Below are 20,417 nucleotides of genomic sequence, written 5' to 3' on the forward strand. Positions count from 1 at the left end.
TGGGCCTTTTATTTTGGAGAATCAGATGAACACACAACCCCTGCGCGTCGGTATCGGCGGCCCGGTCGGCTCCGGCAAGACCGCCCTGACCCTGGCCCTGTGCCTCGCGCTGCGCGATCGCTACAACCTGGCGGTGGTCACCAACGACATCTACACCCGCGAAGACGCCGACTTCCTGGTGCGCAACCAGGCCCTGGCGCCGGAGCGCATCATCGGCGTGGAAACCGGCGGCTGCCCACACACGGCGATTCGCGAGGACGCCTCGATCAATCTGGAAGCGGTGGACCAACTCAACCGTCGCTTTCCCGGCCTGGACCTGATCCTGGTGGAATCCGGTGGCGACAATCTGTCGGCCACCTTCAGCCCGGAGCTGTCGGACCTGACCATCTATGTGATCGATGTGTCCGCCGGCGACAAGCTGCCGCGCAAAGGCGGGCCGGGTATCTGCAAATCCGACCTGCTGGTGATCAACAAGATCGACCTGGCGCCGCTGGTCGGCGCCTCGCTGGAGCTGATGAACAGCGACACCCAGCGCATGCGCAACGGCAAGCCTTTCGTGTTCAGCAACCAGAAAACCGGGGTAGGCCTGGAAGAAATCGTCGCCTTTATCGAACGCCAAGGCCTGCTGACCGCCGCCTGATCAACCCATAAGGAACCTGTTTATGAACCTCAACAAACTCCTCGCAGCCGCCGCCCTGCTGCTCACGCCCGCCCTGGCCTTCGCTCATCCTGGCCACGGCGACAACGGCCTGGTGGCCGGTATCAGCCACCCGCTGGGCGGCCTCGACCACCTGCTGGCCATGGTTGCGGTGGGTCTGTGGGCGGCTCAGCAAAAAGGTGCCGCGCGCTGGGCCCTGCCGTGCACCTTTGTCGGCACCATGCTGATCGGCGGCATCCTCGGTTTTGAAGGTCTGCAATTGCCCGCGCTGGAAAGCGGGATTGCCGCCTCGGTGCTGGCCCTGGGCCTGGCGGTGGCACTGGCGGTGCGTCCGCCGTTGTTCATGGCCATGGGTGCGACGGCGTTGTTTGCGCTGTTCCATGGTGTGGCCCATGGCTTGGAGTTGCCGGAGATGTCGAGCTCTTGGGCGTATGCCGCAGGGTTTGTCGGCGCCACCGCTGCACTGCACGCTGCCGGGTATGCGCTGGTGCGCTGGCTGCCGGCTGCGGCGGCACCGTTGGTGCGGATTGCCGGAGCGGCTTCGGCGGCGACTGGGGTGTGGTTGCTCGCCAGCTAACAGTCGCAAGCTACAAGCTGCAAGTAAACGCCGAACCGCTCTTACTTGCAGCTTGCCGCTCACAACTTAACGCTGCCCCTCTGCTACCATGCGCGCCTACACCCCTGCCGTGACGACGCCAGCCGATGCCCATCGCTCCAAGCTCCGCCCCTCAGCCTTCATTGAATGCCGTGCTCACGCACTTCCACACCCTGATCGTGCCGCTCTGGCAGGGCCCGGGCTGGAATGCCGAATTGGCGTTGCCCTATGAGGCGCTGGACGCCGATCACCGCCCACTGCCCCCGCAACGCTACCGCGCCATGGCCTGCGCGCGGCAGTTGTATCTGTTTGCCAGCCTGATCGGCGAGCCAGGCGCGGCCTTCGCTGAAGCGCGCGCGGCCGTGCTGTTCCGCTCCCTGCAACGGCATTTCCACGATGCGGAACACGGCGGCTGGTTCTACAGCATCGACCCCGCCGGCCAGCCGCTGGACAAGCGCAAAGACCTCTACACCCACGCCTTCATCATCTTTGCCTGCGCCCATTACTGGGCCAAGGTGCGTGAGCCGCTGGTGGAATCGGTGCTCAACGCCGCCCTGGAAGTAGTCGCCCAGCGCTTCGCCACCGAGGATGGCCTGTACGAGGCGGTGCTGGAACGCAACTGGTCGTCCCTCCAGTCCGGCCCGCTGCAAAACCCGTTGATGCACCTGGCCGAAGCGTTCCTCGCTACACTCGCGGTGCGCGAGGATGCCCCTGTGCAAGCAGCCCTGCTGGCCTTGGCGACGGCCATGCAGCAGCGTTTCATCGACCGCCAGCACGGCGTGATGATGGAAAAACCGCTGGGCGCTGTGGATAACTGGTTTGAGCCGGGGCACCAGTTCGAGTGGTTCTTTTTGCTCGAATCCTCGCCCGTGCTGCGCGGCACGCCGCTGCATGCGTCACTGACGCGGGCGTTTGCCTACGCAGAGCACAAGGGTGTGGATAACGCGTCCGGAGCGGTCAGCGGCATGTTGGCACTCGACGGCAGCGTGCGCGACGGCACCCAGCGTATCTGGGCCCAGGCGGAATACCTGCGGGCATTGACCTTGCGGCCTGGCAGTGAGGCGGTGCTGCAGCGCCAATTGCTCGCGCTGCAACAGCATTTCCTGCATGAAAAAGGCTGGCATGAATGCCTGGATTCCAAGGGTGCGGTGAGCCGGCGGGATATGCCTTCTACCACCCCCTATCATTTGGCAACCTGCTACCAGGGGCTGATCCAGCATCTTGGGTGACCTGCAGGGCCTCATCGGGAGCAAGCCCCCTCCCACATTTGACCGTATTCACAAATTTGAATGTGTGAACACGACCCAATGTGGGAGGGGCGGTGCGACGATTCGACTTGCTCCCGATGGCAGCAACTCGGTCTAAAGCCTTACTTGGCCCCACGCTCAATCGCAAACCCAGCCCAGGTCTGGCTCACCGGCATCAGCTCCAGGCGGTTGATGTTGACGTGTGCCGGGGTGTTCAGCACCCAGAAGATGGTGTCGGCGATGTCCTGCGGCTGGATCGGCTCGGCACCGGCGTAGGTGGCGTCGTAGCGCGCCTGGTCACCGCCGAAGCGCACCAGGGAGAACTCGCTTTCGCACAGGCCCGGCTCGATGTTGGTCACACGTACGCCGGTGCCTTGCAGGTCGCAGCGCAGGTTCAGGGAGAACTGCTTCACGAACGCTTTGGAACCGCCATACACATGGCTGCCCGGGTACGGGTAGCTGCCGGCAATGGAGCCCAGGTTGATGATCCCGGCGCCACGGCCGTGAGCGATCAGGCGCGGCAGCAGCAGGCTGGTGGTGGTCAGCAGGCCTTTGATGTTGGTGTCGACCATGGTTTCCCAATCGTCGAGGTCGCACTTGGGCGCAGGGTCGGTGCCCACGGCCAGGCCGGCGTTGTTGATCAGCCCGCGCAAGGTGGCGAACGATGGCGGCAGGTTGGCGATCGCGTCTTCCATGCCTTTGCGATCCCGTACGTCCACTACCAGGCCATGCACTTCGGTTTGCTTGGAAAGCTCTTCGACCAGGGCATTCAAACGCTCGGCACGACGACCGGTGAGCACCAGTTTCCAGCCGGCTTCGGCAAACCGACGGGCGCAGGCTTCGCCGAAACCTGAAGTAGCGCCAGTAATAAACAGCGTGTTGGACATGGTGTTCTCCTTGCGGGCATCGGAAAAAAATCAGCCAGCAGAATGCCCTTACGCTGCGGTTGCGGCAACCGCTATGCGCATAACTTCACGCACGCCTGGTCATTTTTTAACCACTACGAGCAACGCCTTATAAACCGTGGCTTGCAGCCATATGCGCGCAGGTTATCCACAGCTGCGCCCACAGTCTTTGGGGGCAAGTGCAAAACGCTTCAGGCCGCTGTGTACAAGGCTTTCAGGCAGTTTTAGAAAGTTTTTTGCTTGACCTGGACACAGCCGTATGTAGGCCTATGGGCAGCGGGGGAAAACGAACGATGGCTCCAGGCCAGTCATTCCGGCCTCTGCGGCCGTCTTTCCAGAGTTTAATCACAGACTTATCCACAGGCTGACGGGACATATTTCAGTCATATACCTGTGTCTTTAAACAGGTTGACAAACCCCTCGATCGGCCGCGAAAAAGCCACTGATCAAAAAACAACCACACAGCTGAAAGCCACGGTTTTAAAGGCGTTCAGCCAGCTACTCCCACGTTACCCACAGCCGGTTCCACAGTGGATGGGGACAAGTCAAAACTGTGACAAAACAGGGATTTGCGGCGGCTATATGTCGCGCTTTGGAGGGGGGCTGGATTTGTTTTCCACAATTTGGGATCGCCCCTTGCAGGCGACACAAAACAAATGTGGGAGGGGGCTTGCCTCCTCCCACAGGGGTACTGCGTTGTTATTTAGATCAGTGGCCACCGAGGTAGGCGTTGCGCACTTCCTCGTTCACTAAAAGCTCCTTGCCGGTGCCGGTAAGGCGAATCTCTCCGTTGACCATCACATACGCCCGGTCCGACAACCGCAGCGCGTGGTTGGCGTTCTGCTCCACCAGGAAGATGGTCATCCCGGTGGAGGCCAGCTCGCGCAGGGTGGAAAAGATCTGCTTCACCACAATCGGCGCCAGGCCCAGGCTCGGTTCGTCCAGCAGCAACAGCTTGGGCCGGCTCATCAGCGCGCGGGCGATGGCGAGCATTTGCTGCTCGCCGCCGGACATGGTCATGGCCCGCTGGTTACGCCGTTCCTTGAGCCGTGGGAACAGCTCGAACATGCGTTGCATGTCTTCCTGGGCGAACTTGTCGCCAATCGGGATGGTACCCATCAGCAGGTTTTCCTCGACGGTCATGTCGGGGAACACCCGCCGCCCTTCCGGCGACTGCGCAATGCCGTTGGAAGCAATGTAGTGGGACGACTTGTGGGTAATGTCGACGCCGTTGTAGATGATCTGCCCCGACTCGGCCCGTGGCTGGCCGAAGATCGACATCAGCAGCGTGGATTTACCCGCGCCGTTGGAGCCGATCAAGCTGACGGTTTCGCCTTCGTTGATGTGCAGCGAGACTTTTTTCAGGGCCTGGATCGGGCCGTAGAACACGTCCAGGTCCTTCATTTCGAGGATAGGTGCACTCATACCAGCTCCTCTTCGTCTGCGCCCAGGTAGGCGGCAATCACTTTGGGGTCGTTGCGGATCGCTTCCGGCCCGCCTTCGGCGATTACGTTGCCGTGGTCCAGCACCACAATGTGGTCGGAAATACTCATCACCATGCCCATGTCGTGTTCGATCAGCACCACCGTAAGGTCATGTTCGTCGCGCAACAGGCGAATCATCGCGCTGAGGGCTTCGGTTTCCTGAGGGTTGAGGCCCGCTGCGGGCTCGTCCAGGCAGATGATCTGCGGCCGGGTGCACATGGCGCGGGCGATTTCCAGGCGGCGCTGCTGGCCGTAGGAAAGCTCACCGGCCAGGCGGTTGGCGCAGTCCACCAGGTCCACCACTTCGAGCCAGTAGAACGCGTGGTCGAGGGCATCGCTTTCGGCCTTGCGGTAGCCCTTGGTGTTGAGGATGCCCGCGAGCATGTTGCGGTTGACCCACATGTGCTGGGCCACCAGCAGGTTTTCCAGCACCGACATTTCCTTGAACAGGCGAATGTTCTGGAAGGTCCGCGCCAGGCCGGCGCGGTTGACCAGGTGGGTGCCACCGAACATCTTGTAGTACACCCGGCTCAAGAAGCTTTTCGGCGATACGAAGTCGACCGCCTTGAAGCGCTCGCCGAGCAGCTGGATCACGTTGGTCTGCTTGCCACGGATATTGAGTTCGATCTTGCCGCCGCTGGCTTTGTAGAAGCCGGTGAGGCAGTTGAACACGGTGGTCTTGCCGGCGCCGTTGGGGCCGATCAGGGCGAAGATCGAGTTGCGTTCGACCTTGAGGCTCACATCGCTCAAGGCCTTGATGCCACCGAAGTGCATCATCAGGTGTTCCACGCAGAGGACGACTTCCTTGCTCATGGCGCCACTCCTTTACGTGGGGTCACACCGGTACGGCTGATCCGGATCAGGCCGCGCGGTCGCCAGATCATCATCACCACCATCAACACGCCAAACAGCAGCACGCGGTATTCGCTGAAGCTGCGCAGCAGTTCAGGGGCGACGGTCAATACGAACGCCGCGATCACCACGCCGACCGTCGAGCCCATGCCGCCCAACACCACGATGGCCAGGATCAGCGCCGATTCGAAGAAGGTGAACGACGACGGGTTGACGAAGCCCTGGTAACTGGCAAAGAACACCCCGGCCAAACCGGCAGTGGACGCGCCAATGGTGAAGGCCGAGAGCTTGACCAGCACGTGGTTCAGGCCCATGGAGCGGCAGGCGATCTCATCTTCGCGCAAGGCTTCCCAGGCGCGGCCGACCGGCATGCGGGTCAGGCGGTGCTTGATGTACAGCACGGCCAGCACCACCAGGAACAGCACGATGTAGATGAACATGAACTTGATGGTGGGGTTGTAATCGATGCCGAAGAACTCGTGGAACGGAATCCCGCCCTCCTTTGCCCTGCGCCCGAACTCCAGGCCCAGGAAGGTCGGCGAAGGCACCGGCATACCGTTCGGGCCGCCGGTGAACGACAGCCAGTTGTTGAGGACCAGGCGAATGATTTCACCGAAGCCCAGGGTCACGATGGCCAGGTAGTCACCGTGCATTCGCAACACCGGGAAGCCGAGTATGCACCCCGCCAGCGCCGCCGCGATGGCTGCCAGCGGCAACACGCTCCAGAAGCCCAGGCCGAGGTATTGATAACCCAGCGCCAGGCCGTAGGCACCGATGGCGTAGAACGCCACGTAACCCAGGTCGAGCAGCCCGGCCAGGCCGACCACGATGTTCAGGCCCAGGCCCAGCAACACGTAGATCAGCCCGAGGATCACCACGGTCAGCAGGTACTTGTTGGCGAAGATCGGGAACACGATGGCGATCACGATCAGCGCCGGGATGATCCAGCGCAGCCGCGACTTGTAGTCCGGTGGCAGTACATGAACGCCGGAGCCGCTCCTTTCGAAGCCTTGCAGAACCTTCAGGCCCTTGGGGGTTTGCAGGAACAGGCTGAGGGCAAAGCGCCCGGCCATCACGATGGCGACCAACGTGGCCACGCGCGCAGGTTCCAGGTTGAAGCTGTAGCCGTCGAGGACCACGCCGACGATCGGACCGAACACGATCAGCGAAATAAGGCCGGCGAGGACCGTATCGACCACACTTTTCTTGATATCGATGGGTTTGGCAGCAGACATGTTTACACCTTCGCCACAAGTGGGCGACCAAGCAGGCCCTGAGGACGGAAAATCAGAATCACCACCAGCAGGGAGAAACTGAACACGTCTTTGTAGTCAGAGTTGATCAACCCTGAGAACAACGACTCGGAAATACCCAGGATGATCCCGCCCAGCATCGCCCCTGGCAGGGAGCCGATGCCGCCGAGTACCGCTGCGGTAAACGCCTTGATGCCGATGATGAAGCCGGCATAGAAGTCGAACGTGCCGTAATTGAGAGTGATCAGCACGCCGGCCAGGGCCGCCATGGCAGCACCGATGACAAATACGTAGGAAATGACGCGGTCGGTGTTGATCCCCAGGATCGAAGCCATCTTGCGGTCTTGCTGGGTAGCGCGGCACATGCGGCCGAGCTTGGTGTACTTGATGATGTATGTGAGCAAGGCCATGCCGGCGAATGCCGCGACCAGGATGAACACTTTGGTGTACGTAAGCTGTACGAAGCCTGTGCCGATATCGACACGCCAGGCCCCGGCCAGCAGGGTTGGAATACCTTGTTGCTTGGCGCCCTGGGCGATCTGCGCGTAGTTCTGCAGGATCAGGGAAATCCCGATGGCGCTGATCAGCGGAGCCAGTCGGGTGGAGTTGCGCAGCGGTTTGTAGGCGACCCGTTCGATGACCCAACCGTACACGCCGGTGACGACTACGGTGAAGATCAGGGTGCCGAGAATGAGCAGCGGGAAGGATTCGATGCCGAAGTAAGCCAGCAGTGCCAGACTGATCGCCGCGAGGTAAGCGGAAATCATATAAACCTCGCCGTGGGCGAAGTTGATCATGCCAATGATGCCATAGACCATTGTGTAGCCGATGGCGATCAGGCCATAGACCGACCCGAGGGTCAGGCCGTTGACCAGTTGCTGCAGGAAAATACCATCCATAACGCAATCTCACGCGGTGAGCACCTGCACACCAGTCGGTGTGCGGCGCTTCTGGAGGAAAAGACAGATCTCAATAACAACACTGTCCCAATGTGGGAGGGGGCTCGCCCCCGATGCGGTGGGTCAGCTGAACAACTGTTGACTGACACTCCGCTATCGGGGGCAAGCCCCCTCCCACATGGATTACTTCTGCTTTTCCAACTGGTGGTATTTGCCGTCTTTATCCCACTGATAAACCACGTAGTCGGAGACTTTCAGGTCGCCCTTCGCGTCCCAGGTCTTCTCGCCCATCACGGTTTTGACCGGGTGCGCTTTCAGCCATTTGGCCGCGTCTTCGCCCTTGTTGGACTTGGCGCCATTGAAGCCGGCGGCCAGGGCCTGCAGCGAAGCGTAGGCGTACAGGGTGTAGCCCTCAGGCTCGTAGCCAGCCTTGCGGAACTCTTCCACGACGGCCTTGCTGTCAGGCAGCAGGCGCGGGTCGGCACCAAAGGTCATGTAGACGCCATCGACGTATTGCGCGCCGCCAGCGGTGGCCACCAGTTCATCGGTCACCACGCCGTCATCGGACATGAACTTGACGTCTTTCAGGCCGGCTTCACGAATCTGGCGAACCAATGGACCGGCTTCCGGGTGCAGGCCGCCGAAGTACACGACGTCGGCGCCCAGGGAGCGGATTTTGGTGACCAGGGCACTGAAGTCTTTCTCGCCACGGGTCAGGCCTTCTTCCAGCACTGGCTTGACGCCGCGCTTGGTCAACTGGGCAGCGGTGGCGTCGGCCAGGCCTTTGCCGTAGGTGTCCTTGTCGTTGATGACGGCGACTTTCTTGCCCTTGAGCACATCGACGATGTAGTCGCCGGCGACGATGCCTTGCTGGTCGTCACGGCCGCACATACGGAACATGGCGCCCAGGCCGCGTTCGGTGACCTGTGGGTTGGTAGAGCCTGGGGTGATCGCAATGATGCCCGCTTCGTCGTAGACCTCGGAGGCCGGGATGGTGTTCGACGAGCAGAAGTGCCCGACCACGCCAATCACTTTGTCCTGGTCCGCCAGGCGGTTGGCCACGGCCACGGCCTGTTTCGGCTCACAGGCATCGTCGCCTGCCACCAGCACAACTTTCTCGCCGTTGATGCCGCCGGCCTTGTTGATCACCTCGGCTGCCGCCTGGGCACCCTTCATGTACTGCTCACCGAACGACGCGTTGGCGCCGGTCATCGGCCCCGCAACGCCAATCTTCACATCAGCTTGAACAAACGTAGAAACACCCAGCGCCGCTGCAACGGCGAGGGCCAGAAAACCTTTCTTGTAAAACGTCTGGGACATGAGTGGTGCTCCGATATTTTTGATTTTTGGCACTACAACTTGCGTTCAAACTTTTCACTGAAAGCCCAGAGCAAGCCTCGTGCCATTACGTTTTTATTCTTCAAAAAGACACGGTGTCATTGTTATTACAGGCGTTTCGGCTCCGCTCGCCAGGACGTGCAACCCTCTGGCATCAATAGGTGCAACCCATTGACCGAAAAAGTACAACCCTGACGGGTCGCACCTGCAACCAAAGCAATAAACGACAGTTCCTACAGCTGTAACAGGCTGCGTAACGGAACTGCACATTTACAGTGCGCGATTGCTACGACCTGCACCAATACAGATTAGTAGCCGGCTAAGAAAATGCAGGCTTCTGAGCGGTATTTCGGTGATCAGATCACGATCCTCAGGCATTGCCCGGCGTGATACAGCGAAAATCCGGCTTCATACAGGCAACTGCGCAGGCCCACCCCGGCCAGCGGTTGCATGGGTGCAAACGGAATCGGCAACGCCTGGGGATTCTGGTGACACAAATAGTCGGCAAACGCCTTGCCGACCACGCTGCCGGTGGTCACGCCGCGCCCGTTATAGCCCGTTACTGCCACCAGGCCGGGGGCTGGCTCGAAGAGGCGCATCAGGTGATCGGGGGTGAAGGCGATGCAGCCGGTCCACGTGAACTCCCATTGCACCGATTTGAGGTACGGGAAGTAATGCTGTTGCACCCGATCGGCCCAGGCCTTGAGGAACCACGCCGGTTTCTGGTTGCCGTTGCCCAGGCTGCCGAGCAACAGGCGGCCATCGGCATCGCGGCGGATGCTGCTCAATACCTGGCGTGTATCCCATGAGCCTTGGCCGCCGGGCAGAATCTGCTCGGCGGCGGCGTCGGTCAGCGGCGCGGAGGCGACCTGGTAATAGTAGCCAGGGAAAAAATTGCGTCGCAGCTCGGTCCACTCACCTTCGGTGTAGGCGTTGGAGGCGATGACCACTTGTGCAGCCTGCACCGAACCGCTGGTGGTCTGAACTGACCAGCTCGCACCTTGGCGCTCCAACCGGGTGACCGGCGAATGGTCGAACAACTGCCCGCCAAGCCCCACGGCAGCATTCGCCAGGCCACTGGTGTAGGCCATCGGGTTCAAGGTGCCGGCACGCCGGTCCAGCAAGGCGGCGGCGATTTTTTTTGTGCCGGTGGCTTGCTCGCAGGCCTGGCCGGTGAGCAATTCCACCGGCGCGCCACGGCGCTTCCATTGTTCTTCACGACTGCGCAAATCCGCCTCGCCACGGGCGTTATGCGCCATGTGCAAGGTGCCCTCGCGGCGCAATTGGCAATCGATGGTGTATTTGTCGATCAGGCTGAACACCAGCGACGGTGCCGCGCCGAGCATGCGGTTGAGCTGGCTGCCCACCGCTTCGCCGAAACCGGCTTCGATCTCGTCCGGGGGGATCCACAGGCCGGCATTCACCAACCCGACGTTGCGCCCCGAACCACCGTGACCGGTGCGATGAGCCTCCAGCACGGCGACGCTTTTACCCTGTTCCAGCAAGTGAATGGCGGCCGACAATCCGGTGATGCCGGCGCCGATCACACACACATCCACTTTGACCTCGCCCGCCAGCGCCGCACGCTCCGGTCGGCCGGGGGTTAGGTGTTCCCACAAACATGTTTCGCGCAATGCCATTGCCAGACTCCGATGAGACCTAACAAACATCTAAATTCAGTTTTGACTTGGTAATCCAATCAACTGTGGGAGCGGGCTTGCTCGCGAAAGCGGTGGATCAGTCAACAGATATACAGCTGATCCATCGCATTCGCGAGCAAGCCCGCTCCCACATTTTTTCCGCGTTCCGGCAGGTATTTAGTCGAAGGTAATACCCTGCGCCAGCGGCAATTCCAGCGAGTAGTTCACGGTATTGGTCTGGCGGCGCATATACCCGCGCCATGCATCCGAACCTGACTCACGACCGCCACCGGTCTCTTTCTCACCGCCAAACGCGCCGCCAATCTCCGCGCCGCTCGGGCCGATGTTGACGTTGGCGATCCCGCAGTCACTGCCCACTGCCGACATGAATTGCTCGGCCTCGCGCACGTCAGTGGTGAAGATGCACGACGACAGGCCTTGGGGCACGGCGTTGTTCAGGCGCAGGGCTTCGGCGAAGTCCTTGTAGCCGACGACATACAGAATCGGTGCGAAGGTTTCGGTGCACACCACATCGCTCTGCTCAGGCATTTCCACGATGGCCGGCGATACGTAGTAGGCGTTGGGGAACGTGTCTTCCAGTTGGCGCTTGCCGCCGAACACCTTGCCGCCTTCGCTCAAGGCCTGCTCCAGGGCGTCCTGCATGTTGTCGAAGCCATGCTTGTCGATCAGCGGGCCGATCAGGTTGCCTTCCAGCGGGTGGCCGATGCGCACTTTGGAATAGGCGGCCTTGAGGCGGGTGACGATTTCTTCCTTGACCGACTCGTGGGCGATCAGCCGACGCAGGGTGGTGCAACGCTGGCCGGCGGTGCCGACGGCACTGAACAGGATGGCGCGTACGGCCATGTCCAGGTCGGCGCTCGGGCCGAGGATCATGGCGTTGTTGCCGCCCAGTTCGAGGATGCTGCGGGCAAACCGCGCGGCAACTTTCGGCGCCACTTCGCGGCCCATGCGGGTGCTGCCGGTGGCACTGATCAGCGCCACGCGGGGGTCATCCACCAGCGCAGCACCGGCATCGCGGCCGCCGATGATCACCTGGCTCAAGTACTCGGGGGCGTCCTTGAAGTTCTTCAACACGCGCTCGAACAACGCCTGGCAGGCCAGGGCGGTGAGCGGGGTCTTTTCCGAAGGTTTCCAGATCACCGCGTTGCCGCATACCAGCGCCAGCGTGGTGTTCCACGCCCACACGGCCACCGGGAAGTTGAAGGCGCTGATCACCCCGACCACGCCCAGCGGGTGCCAGGTTTCACGCATATGGTGGCCCGGACGCTCGGAGGCGATGGTCAAGCCGTATAACTGGCGGGACAGGCCCACGGCGAAGTCGCAAATGTCGATCATTTCCTGCACTTCACCCAGGCCTTCCTGGGTGATCTTGCCGGCTTCCCAGGACACCAGCTCGCCCAGATCGGCCTTGTATTCGCGCAGTACATCGCCGAACTGGCGCACCAACTCGCCGCGACGCGGTGCCGGCACGTTGCGCCAGGCCTCGAATGCATGCTCGGCGCGACTGACCTGTTGCTCCACCTCGGCGGCACCTTCCCAGTGCACACTGCCGATACGGCTGCCATCAATCGGCGAATGCACGGGTTGTTTACCCGCCTGGTACAGCGCCGGGTTTACCCCGAGACGATCAAGCAATGCGGCAACCATGGGTCACTCCTTTAATCTTCGAACAAAAAATCGCACCGCGGCACGCACGGCGATCCAGGCCTTATTTGTAGCTGGCCCAAGACTTGCCAACAAACGACGATTAGGCGAGATATCATTCCGTTTATTCATGCAAAGAATAAAAAGAGGCGTGCCGTGCTGAACAGAAGACATTTGCCCTCGATCACCGCCCTGCAGTGTTTCGAGGCCGCCACCCGCCACTTGAGCTTTACCCGCGCCGCCGAGGAGCTGAACCTCACGCAAAGCGCAGTGAGCAAACAGGTCGCGCAGCTGGAAGAACTGCTCCAGCACCTGCTGTTCCGCCGCGTACGCCGCCGCTTGCAGATGACCCCGGCGGGCGACCTGTACCTGGTGGAAGTGCGCAAGATCCTCACGCAGGTGGAGATGTCGACCCACTACCTGCGCTCCTACGGCGGCGAGACCGAAGTGTTGCGCGTGTCCACGCCCTACACCTTTGGCGCCCGCTGGCTGGTACCGCGCCTCAAGGGCTGGCGCCTGCGCCACCCGCAGATCCACCTGGACCTGTGCAACGAACAGGAGCCGGACGAACTGCTGCAAGGCAAGGCCGACATGGCCTTCTACTTCGGCCAGGGCTCGCGCCCTGGCACCGAGAGCCTGAAACTGTTCAGCGAAGAGCTGGTCCCGGTGTGCGCCCCGGAAAGCCTGCCGGCGCAGCCGTTCACCGACCCCACGCAACTGAGCGACCTGGTGCTGCTGCAAAACGCCTCGCGGCCCCAGGGCTGGCATGACTGGTTTGCCGATCAGGGGTATCACACCGAGCACAGCTACCACGGCCCGCGTTTCGACACCTTTTATATGTGCATTCGTGCGGCGCAGGTGGGCTGTGGCGTGGCGCTGCTACCGCGCTTCCTGGTGGAAGAGGAACTGGCCGATGGCAAGCTGGTGATCCCCTGGCAGCATGCGATGCCGAGCCAGGACGCGTATTACCTGGCCTATCCGGAGCATTCGGCGGAAGTGCCCAAGGTGCGGGAGTTTGTGAAGTGGATGATGGAGCAGGTTCTTTAGTGCCTGGAATACCGCTATCGGGAGCAAGCCCCCTCCCACATTTGAAATGCATTCCACGTGTGGGAGGGGGCTTGCTCCCGATGAGGCCAGTGGTCTAACCGAAAAAAATCACTGGCAAAACCCTACAGGTCTATGCGCCACTAGCCCCCTTCCTTAATTGTGCGTAAAGGCCGGCGCCCATCGCCGACCCGTCTGGAGATTCCCGTTATGAGCGAGAGTGTGTTTGCCGATCGCATCGTGCAGAACCTGCTCGACACCGACTTCTACAAGCTGACCATGATGCAGGCGGTGCTGCACAACTACCCCAATGTGGAAGTTGAATGGGAGTTTCGTTGCCGTAACAGCGAAGACCTGCGCCCGTACCTGGCGGAGATCCGCTACCAGATCGAGCGCCTTGCCGAGTTGAGCCTGAGCCCGGACCAACTGGGCTTCCTGGAACGTATCAGCTTTATGAAGCCGGATTTTTTGCGCTTCCTTGGACTGTTTCGTTTCAACCTGCGCTATGTGCAGACCGGCATCGAGAACGGCGAGCTGTTTATCCGCCTGCGAGGGCCGTGGCTGCATGTAATCCTCTTCGAAGTGCCGATGCTCGCGATCGTCAGCGAGGTGCGCAACCGCTACCGCTACCAGACCGTGATCCTCGAACAGGCACGCGAGCAGCTGTACCGCAAGTTCGACTGGCTGACCGCCAACGCCAGCAGCGAAGAGCTGTCCGAGCTGCAAGTGGCCGACTTCGGCACGCGCCGGCGCTTCTCGTACCGCGTGCAGGAAGAAGTGGTCAGCGTGCTCAAGCATGACTTCCCCGGGCGCTTCGTCGGCACCAGCAACGTGCACCTAGCCCGCGAGTTCGATATGAAGCCGCTTGGCACCATGGCCCACGAATGGATCATGGCCCACCAGCAACTCGGCCCGCGCCTGATCGACAGCCAGATCGCCGCTCTCGACTGCTGGGTCCGCGAATACCGTGGCCTGCTCGGTATCGCCCTGACCGATTGCATCACCACCGACGCTTTCCTCGGCGACTTCGACTTGTACTTCGCCAAGCTGTTCGATGGCCTGCGCCACGACTCCGGCGACCCGGTACAGTGGGCGGAAAAAGCCATCGCCCACTACCATAAGTTGGGCATCGAGCCGATGAGCAAGACCCTGGTGTTCTCCGACAGCCTGTCGCTGCCCAAGGCCCTGGAAATATTCCGGGCGCTGCGTGGTCGCATTAATGTGAGCTTCGGCATCGGCACCAACCTGACCTGCGATATTCCAGGGGTGGAACCGATGAGCATCGTGCTTAAAATGACCGCCTGCAATGGCCAGCCCGTCGCGAAGATCTCCGATGAAGCGGGCAAGACCCACTGCACCGACCCGAATTTTGTCGCCTATTTGCGTCATGTTTTCAAAGTACCTGCCCTTTCCAGCAAGGAGTGAATCATGCAAGCCGTACAGCGTGAGATTGCGCAGCAGCTCAAGGTCCAAGCACCGTTCAAGGACCAGGCCGCCCTCGAGGCCGAAGTTGCCCGGCGCGTGGCGTTTATCCAGGACTGCCTGCGCAATTCCGGGCTCAAGACATTGGTGCTGGGCATCAGCGGCGGCGTCGACTCCCTGACCGCAGGCCTCCTGGCCCAACGTGCGATACAGGAACTGCGCGCCAGCACCGGCGACGAGGCCTACCGCTTTATCGCCGTACGCCTGCCCTACGAAACCCAGTTCGATGAAATCGATGCCCAGGCGTCGGTGGATTTTATCGACCCGGACGAGCGCCACACCGTGAACATCGGCCCGGCGGTGAAATCCCTGGCCAATGAAGTGGCGGCGTTTGAAGGCAAGGCAGCGGTGTCCCGCGACTTCGTGCTCGGCAACACCAAGGCGCGCATGCGCATGGTGGCGCAGTACACCATCGCCGGCGCGGCCAGCGGCCTGGTGATCGGCACCGACCATGCGGCGGAAGCGGTGATGGGCTTTTTCACCAAGTTCGGTGATGGCGCGTGCGACTTGGCACCGTTGAGCGGGCTGGTGAAAAATCAGGTACGCGCCATCGCGCGGTTCTTTGGAGCACCGGAGTCGTTGGTGGAGAAGGTGCCGACGGCCGACTTGGAAGACCTGTCGCCGGGCAAGCCGGATGAGGCGTCACATGGCGTGACCTATGCCGAGATCGATGCATTCCTGCACGGTGAGCCGGTGCGTGAAGAAGCGTTCCGGATTATTTGCGAGACGTACCGCAAGACCGAACACAAACGGGTGATGCCGTTTGCGCCGTGAGGTGGGCCAGATAGTGGTGTGTTGATTGGCAGGCAGTCATCGGGGGGCAAGCCCCCGATGAACGATAACGCGGTCTTACTTGACGACCACAGTGCCTTTCATCATCGAGATGTGGCCCGGGAACGAGCAGAAGAATGCGTAATCCGTACCGGCGGCCAGTTTCGATACATCGAAGGTCACCGAATCCTTCTCGCCGGCGCCAATGATCTTGGTGTGGGCGATGATGCGGTCGTCACCCTCTTTCAGGTAGTTCTTGTCGATGCCAGCGGCCATGCCGTCAGTGGCAACCGGCTGCATGTTGGCGGCGCTGGTCAGCACCCAGTTATGACCCATGACGTTTTTCGGCAAGCTGCCGGAGTGAGTCAACTCGACGGTGAACGTCTTGCAGCTCTTGTCGATCGTGATTTCCTTGGTGTTGAAGGACATCTGATCGGTGGAGTCGACGGTGACCTTGCACTCTGCAGCAAGCAACTGGCCGCTAGCCAGCGTCAGCAGGGAAACAGCAACGAGTTTGGCAAACATGTGAATCTCCAAGGCAGGGTTTAAAAACGCGTATTGCGACAAGGGTGCCTCAAGCAGGCTGAAATTCTTATGATCTGAATCAACAGATTGTATACAACTTTAGGCTATCAGACTTATCGACACAATCTACCAGCTAAAGTCGCAGCACCTGCCTATGATCGGCCCATCACCCACTGGAGTCCGAGCCATGCACCTCAACCAACTGTTCAATGGCCTTCTGGCCGCGTACGCCTGCGGTAAGTGAAGGCCAAGCGCCCCTTGAAGCTGCTACCATGTCGTCCCAAGGCAGCTGCGCGCCGCCACCCTCACCTTCGACCCTAGAGGATCGCCCATGGCCAAACCTAATTACTCCTTCGCCAAACGTCAGAGAGACTTGGCCAAGGAACAGAAGAAAGAGGAAAAGCTGCAACGCAAGAAAGCCGCGGTAGATGAAGAAGCCGGCGCACTCAACCCGGATGCTGATGGTGAAGTAACGAGCGACGAGACTGAAACACCAAAAGATCCAGCTGAATAATTATTTACTGTAGGAGCGAGCTTGCTCGCTCCTACACCAGCGGCATCACCGTCACCCGTACCTCAGGGTCATGGCTCCCTCCCCCCAGAATTACCCCACGCAACGGCGACACATCGGAGAAATCCCGGCCCCAGGCCAAGGTGATGTGCTCCAGTGCCGGCTGCACATTGTTCGTCGGATCGAAATCCACCCAGCCCGATACCGGGCAATACACCGAGACCCAGGCGTGGGACGCGTCGGCGCCGATCAGCCGTGGCTGGCCGGGCGGTGGCTGGGTGAGCAGGTAGCCGCTGATGTAACGCGCCGCCAGGCCGCGCGAGCGCAGACAGGCGAGCATCAGGTGGGCGAAGTCCTGGCACACGCCGCGGCGGCGCTCCAGCACTTCCACCAGTGGCGTGGCAACCTGGGTGGCTTCGGCATCGAAGGTGAATTCGCTGAAGATTTTTTCCATCAAGGCCTGCACACCCAATAACAAGGGCGCGCCAGGGGGAAAACAGCTTTCCGAGAACTCGACGAAGGTTTTCTTCAGGTGCACGTAGGGCGATTCGAAGCGATAACGGCAGGCTTCAATCAACTCGGGCGACAGCGGCTGGCTGCTGTAGGTCAGGCTGTCGCGGGTCTGGTCCCAGGCGGGCGAGTGCTGGAAATCCAGCACCGGCCGCGCCAGTACTTCCACAGTCAAACCGGCATTGACCAGCAATTCATCGTGGGGCCGTTCGAACGCCAGGCGGGTAATCGGGTTGCCGAACACGTCCAGCTCATCCCGGCGTGAAGACGGCTGCGGGCTGATATCCAGTTGCTGGTCGCTGCAACGCTGCCAGGCGCACGGCCTCGGCCATAAATGCGCCAGCTGCTGGGCCAGGGACACCGGGCTGTCGTAGTGGTAATGGGTATCGTGGAAAATCTGGTAGCGCGCACTCATCACACCGACACCGTTTGCTGGCTGACATCATCCACATGGGCAAAGTGGCGCAAGGCCAGGCGATCCGAGACTTGCCCACTCTCATCGGCGACCGCTTGCAGCAGGTCGGCCAGGCCTTCCAGCGCGGCATGCACGCTGGATTCGCCAAACAACGGGTTCTCCAGGCAACTCAGGTCGAAACGCGCCAGGCGCTCCACCAACGGCGCCAAGCCGGCCTCCCGTGGCACACCGAAATCATCGTTAAGACGGCGCAGGGTACGGCTCACCAGTTTCAGCTGGAACAGCACCGCGTGGGGGTTCTGTTCATCCAGCAACAACAAATCCAGGACCGGAATCAGCTGCGGCACCGCCAGGTAGCGCGAGCGGTAGGTGATGCTGCTGTTGCCCAGCTCCAGCAACCACTCCAGCCCCGCCTGGTCGAACACCGCCACGCCGCGCAGGAATGCCGCCAGGCTGCTGCTGAGAAATTGCAGACGCTCGATGCGCCGGCCCATCATCAGGAAACGCCAGCCTTCGTCGCGGGTCATGTCGTCGAGGGCAAACCCGGACAGCGCCGCCAGGGACATCACCAGGCGGTTGAGGAAATCCAGCAACTCACCAAAGTCAGGGCTTTCGCTTTCCAGCTCCAGGGCTTCACGCTGCAGCTCCACCAGGGCCTGCCAGTTCTCACGGGATAACTTGCCGCGCACCTGGGACGCCGCCCACTGCAAGCGTTGCAGGTTGGCGCGCAGGCTCGACGGCCAATCATCACCGAGCAAGGCCGCCTGCAAACGCTCGGGCAACTCGCCCTCCTCCGGCAGCAGGCGCAGGTTTTCACCCAACTCGACCGCCGCCTGCAACGCCAGTGGGTCATCGCCGTCGACATAACGCGCCAGCACGATCCGCAGCCAGCGGGCGCTGTTGTCGCAGCGTTCGCAGTAACGGCCGAACCAGAACAGGTTTTCCACCACGCGGGACGGCAGATAAGGGTCGCGGCGCACCAGGTCATGCGCACTAATCGCGCGCTGGGCGCGCCAATGCTCGCCACCGGTGGCACGTTCGCCCAGCACCCAGGTGTCCTTGCTGGCGCCGCCGCGTTGCATCGACACCACTTCGGCATCGGCATCGGCCGCCACGCGGGTCAGGCCGCCGGGCAGTACACGGTAGCCCTCCGCGCTGGCCACGGCATACACGCGCATGCCGATGGCGCGGTGTTGCAAATGATCCTCCACGGTGTGCCACACCGGTGCCTGGGAAAGTTGCGCCAGCTCCTGGGCGACGTAGGCGTACGGCCGAGCACGCATGCGTTCGGCCAGGGCCTGGCGTTGTTCGTCGCTCAAGTCGCGACCGAATACCGGCGTGAAACTTTGCGACGGGAACGCGGGTTTGATCAGCAGTTCGGGCAGCTTCTCCAGGGCCTCGGCGAGCACCGGCGCCTCACCGCACCACCAGGTGGCGATGGACGGCAGGATCAACTCTTCGCCAAACAGGAACTGGTTGATCTTGGGTAGAAAGCCGAGCAATCCGGGGGACTCCAGCACGCCGCTGCCCAAGGCATTGGCCACCAGCACATTGCCCTGGCGCGCGGCGTCGAGCAGGCCGGGTACGCCGAGGGCGGAGTCGGTACGCAGCTCCAGCGGGTCGCAGAAGTCGTCATCGAGGCGACGCATGATCGCGTGCACCCGACGCAGGCCACTCAGGGTTTTCAGGAACACCGTGCTGTCGCGTACCGTGAGGTCGCCGCCTTCCACCAACGGGTAGCCGAGCTGGCGCGCGAGGTACAGGTGTTCGAAATAGCTCTCGTTGAAACGCCCAGGGGTGAGCAGCACGATCAGCGGTGGCTGGTCGTCGCTCGGTGCCTGGCGGGCCAGGGTTTCCTGGAGCGTGCGGAAGAAACCGGTGAGGTGCTGCACCTGCAGATCACGGTACAGGTCCGGGAAGGCGCGGGACACGATGGTGCGGTTTTCCAACGCATAACCGGCGCCCGAAGGCGCCTGCGTCCGGTCGGCGGTGACCCACCAGCGGCCATCCGGGGTACGCGCCAGGTCCACCGCATACAGGTGCAGAAACGCACCGTCAGGCGGTTGGATGCCCTGGCACGGCCACAGGAAATTGTTATGCCCGAACACCAGCTCGGCCGGTAGCAGGCCTTCCTTGATCAAACGTTGCGGCCCGTAGAGGTCCGCCAGTACGGCGTTGAGCAAGCGCGCACGCTGGGCGATACCGGCTGACAGCTGCTGCCATTCATCGGCCGCCAGCACATGGGGCAGCAGGTCCAGTTCCCACGGGCGATCGGCGCCCTTGGGGTCGGCGTAGACGTTATAGGTCACGCCGTTTTCCTGGATCTGCCGGGTCAGCAGCGCCTGGCGCTGGGCCAGTTGCGCGGGCGTGCTGCGTTGCAGGTGATCAAGCAAGCGCTGCCAATGGGCGCGCACCGCGCCACTGTCGTCCAGCAGTTCGTGATAAGTACCCGCGGTCAGCGGGTATTGGTCGAGCAAGTCGGGCATGGAACGCTCGGCAGAGGCAAAGGGGCTCAGATTAACCTAACAAACACTGCAAATCCTCGTGGGAGGGAGCTTGCTCCCGATCGCGGTGGGTCAGTCAACCTATGTATCGGCTGATTCACCGTAATCGGGAGCAAGCG

18 protein-coding genes are annotated in these 20,417 nt (G+C 61.5%); 7 read left to right on the plus strand and 11 right to left on the minus strand.

The features are described from left to right. The first annotated feature begins 25 nt into the window (after nucleotides 1-25). From ureG to HCF10_RS11350, 3 genes are all read left to right on the plus strand, one after another. Entirely contained in the window at nucleotides 26-640 is a 615-nt protein-coding gene (gene ureG, locus HCF10_RS11340; protein WP_012721947.1) for an urease accessory protein UreG, read from the plus strand. A gap of 22 nt (nucleotides 641-662) precedes the next feature. Further along, nucleotides 663-1,235: a HupE/UreJ family protein gene (locus tag HCF10_RS11345; RefSeq protein ID WP_167655541.1), complete on the plus strand. Its 573-nt coding sequence runs from the start codon at nucleotides 663-665 to the stop codon at nucleotides 1,233-1,235. Between the two features lie 125 nt (nucleotides 1,236-1,360). Next, entirely contained in the window at nucleotides 1,361-2,482 is a 1,122-nt protein-coding gene (locus HCF10_RS11350; protein WP_167655542.1) for an AGE family epimerase/isomerase, read from the plus strand. A gap of 140 nt (nucleotides 2,483-2,622) precedes the next feature. Here the strand turns inward: HCF10_RS11350 and HCF10_RS11355 are convergent, their stop codons facing one another. The 8 genes from HCF10_RS11355 to amaB all read right to left on the minus strand — a co-directional run bounded on the left by HCF10_RS11355 (nucleotide 2,623) and on the right by amaB (nucleotide 12,539). After that, complete coding sequence (locus HCF10_RS11355; protein WP_053134501.1) at nucleotides 2,623-3,387, minus strand: SDR family oxidoreductase; 765 nt, start codon at nucleotides 3,385-3,387, stop codon at nucleotides 2,623-2,625. A gap of 726 nt (nucleotides 3,388-4,113) precedes the next feature. After that, the gene (locus tag HCF10_RS11360) at nucleotides 4,114-4,830 is read right to left on the minus strand and encodes an ABC transporter ATP-binding protein (protein ID WP_025857339.1); all 717 of its coding nucleotides are present in this window, start codon (nucleotides 4,828-4,830) and stop codon (nucleotides 4,114-4,116) included. Continuing rightward, entirely contained in the window at nucleotides 4,827-5,702 is an 876-nt protein-coding gene (locus HCF10_RS11365) for an ABC transporter ATP-binding protein (RefSeq protein ID WP_167655543.1), read from the minus strand. Before HCF10_RS11365 ends, HCF10_RS11360 begins: the two co-directional genes overlap by 4 nt. Then, entirely contained in the window at nucleotides 5,699-6,976 is a 1,278-nt protein-coding gene (livM, locus tag HCF10_RS11370) for a high-affinity branched-chain amino acid ABC transporter permease LivM (protein ID WP_131696749.1), read from the minus strand. The genes HCF10_RS11365 and livM overlap by 4 nt, the downstream gene beginning before the upstream one ends. Nucleotides 6,977-6,978: 2 nt before the next feature. Then, nucleotides 6,979-7,893, minus strand: a complete 915-nt coding sequence (locus tag HCF10_RS11375; protein ID WP_003188099.1) for an ABC transporter permease subunit — start codon at nucleotides 7,891-7,893, stop codon at nucleotides 6,979-6,981. Between the two features lie 183 nt (nucleotides 7,894-8,076). Beyond that, entirely contained in the window at nucleotides 8,077-9,213 is a 1,137-nt protein-coding gene (locus tag HCF10_RS11380; RefSeq protein ID WP_027607701.1) for a branched-chain amino acid ABC transporter substrate-binding protein, read from the minus strand. Between the two features lie 374 nt (nucleotides 9,214-9,587). Next, nucleotides 9,588-10,871 (minus strand): L-pipecolate oxidase, encoded by a 1,284-nt coding sequence (gene amaA, locus HCF10_RS11385; protein WP_145336027.1) that lies wholly within the window; start codon nucleotides 10,869-10,871, stop codon nucleotides 9,588-9,590. A 177-nt stretch (nucleotides 10,872-11,048) separates the two neighbouring features. After that, nucleotides 11,049-12,539, minus strand: coding sequence for an L-piperidine-6-carboxylate dehydrogenase (amaB, locus tag HCF10_RS11390; protein ID WP_167655544.1), 1,491 nt, complete (start codon nucleotides 12,537-12,539; stop codon nucleotides 11,049-11,051). A gap of 153 nt (nucleotides 12,540-12,692) precedes the next feature. Here amaB and HCF10_RS11395 point away from each other — a divergent pair, with 153 nt between their 5' ends. From HCF10_RS11395 to nadE, 3 genes are all read left to right on the plus strand, one after another. Continuing rightward, a complete protein-coding gene (locus tag HCF10_RS11395) occupies nucleotides 12,693-13,583 on the plus strand; it encodes a LysR family transcriptional regulator (protein WP_131696752.1) in 891 nt (296 codons plus the stop codon). 207 nt (nucleotides 13,584-13,790) lie between these two features. Further along, nucleotides 13,791-15,005, plus strand: a complete 1,215-nt coding sequence (pncB, locus tag HCF10_RS11400) for a nicotinate phosphoribosyltransferase (RefSeq protein WP_116627318.1) — start codon at nucleotides 13,791-13,793, stop codon at nucleotides 15,003-15,005. A 3-nt stretch (nucleotides 15,006-15,008) separates the two neighbouring features. Then, nucleotides 15,009-15,836, plus strand: coding sequence for an ammonia-dependent NAD(+) synthetase (gene nadE / locus HCF10_RS11405; RefSeq protein WP_131696753.1), 828 nt, complete (start codon nucleotides 15,009-15,011; stop codon nucleotides 15,834-15,836). Nucleotides 15,837-15,911: 75 nt separating this feature from the next. Here nadE and azu read toward each other — a convergent pair whose 3' ends face one another. Next, the gene (gene azu / locus HCF10_RS11410) at nucleotides 15,912-16,358 is read right to left on the minus strand and encodes an azurin (RefSeq protein WP_090400850.1); all 447 of its coding nucleotides are present in this window, start codon (nucleotides 16,356-16,358) and stop codon (nucleotides 15,912-15,914) included. 331 nt (nucleotides 16,359-16,689) lie between these two features. Between azu and HCF10_RS11415 the strand changes: the two genes are divergently transcribed. After that, entirely contained in the window at nucleotides 16,690-16,872 is a 183-nt protein-coding gene (locus tag HCF10_RS11415) for a hypothetical protein (RefSeq protein WP_092490350.1), read from the plus strand. A gap of 31 nt (nucleotides 16,873-16,903) precedes the next feature. Here the strand turns inward: HCF10_RS11415 and HCF10_RS11420 are convergent, their stop codons facing one another. Then, a complete protein-coding gene (locus HCF10_RS11420) occupies nucleotides 16,904-17,794 on the minus strand; it encodes a transglutaminase family protein (RefSeq protein WP_131696754.1) in 891 nt (296 codons plus the stop codon). Continuing rightward, a complete protein-coding gene (locus HCF10_RS11425) occupies nucleotides 17,794-20,280 on the minus strand; it encodes a circularly permuted type 2 ATP-grasp protein (RefSeq protein WP_167655545.1) in 2,487 nt (828 codons plus the stop codon). Before HCF10_RS11425 ends, HCF10_RS11420 begins: the two co-directional genes overlap by 1 nt. Between the last annotated feature and the right edge of the window lie 137 nt (nucleotides 20,281-20,417).

The sequence above is a fragment of the Pseudomonas sp. B14(2022) genome, assembly GCF_012030485.1.
In the GTDB taxonomy this organism is placed as follows: domain Bacteria; phylum Pseudomonadota; class Gammaproteobacteria; order Pseudomonadales; family Pseudomonadaceae; genus Aquipseudomonas.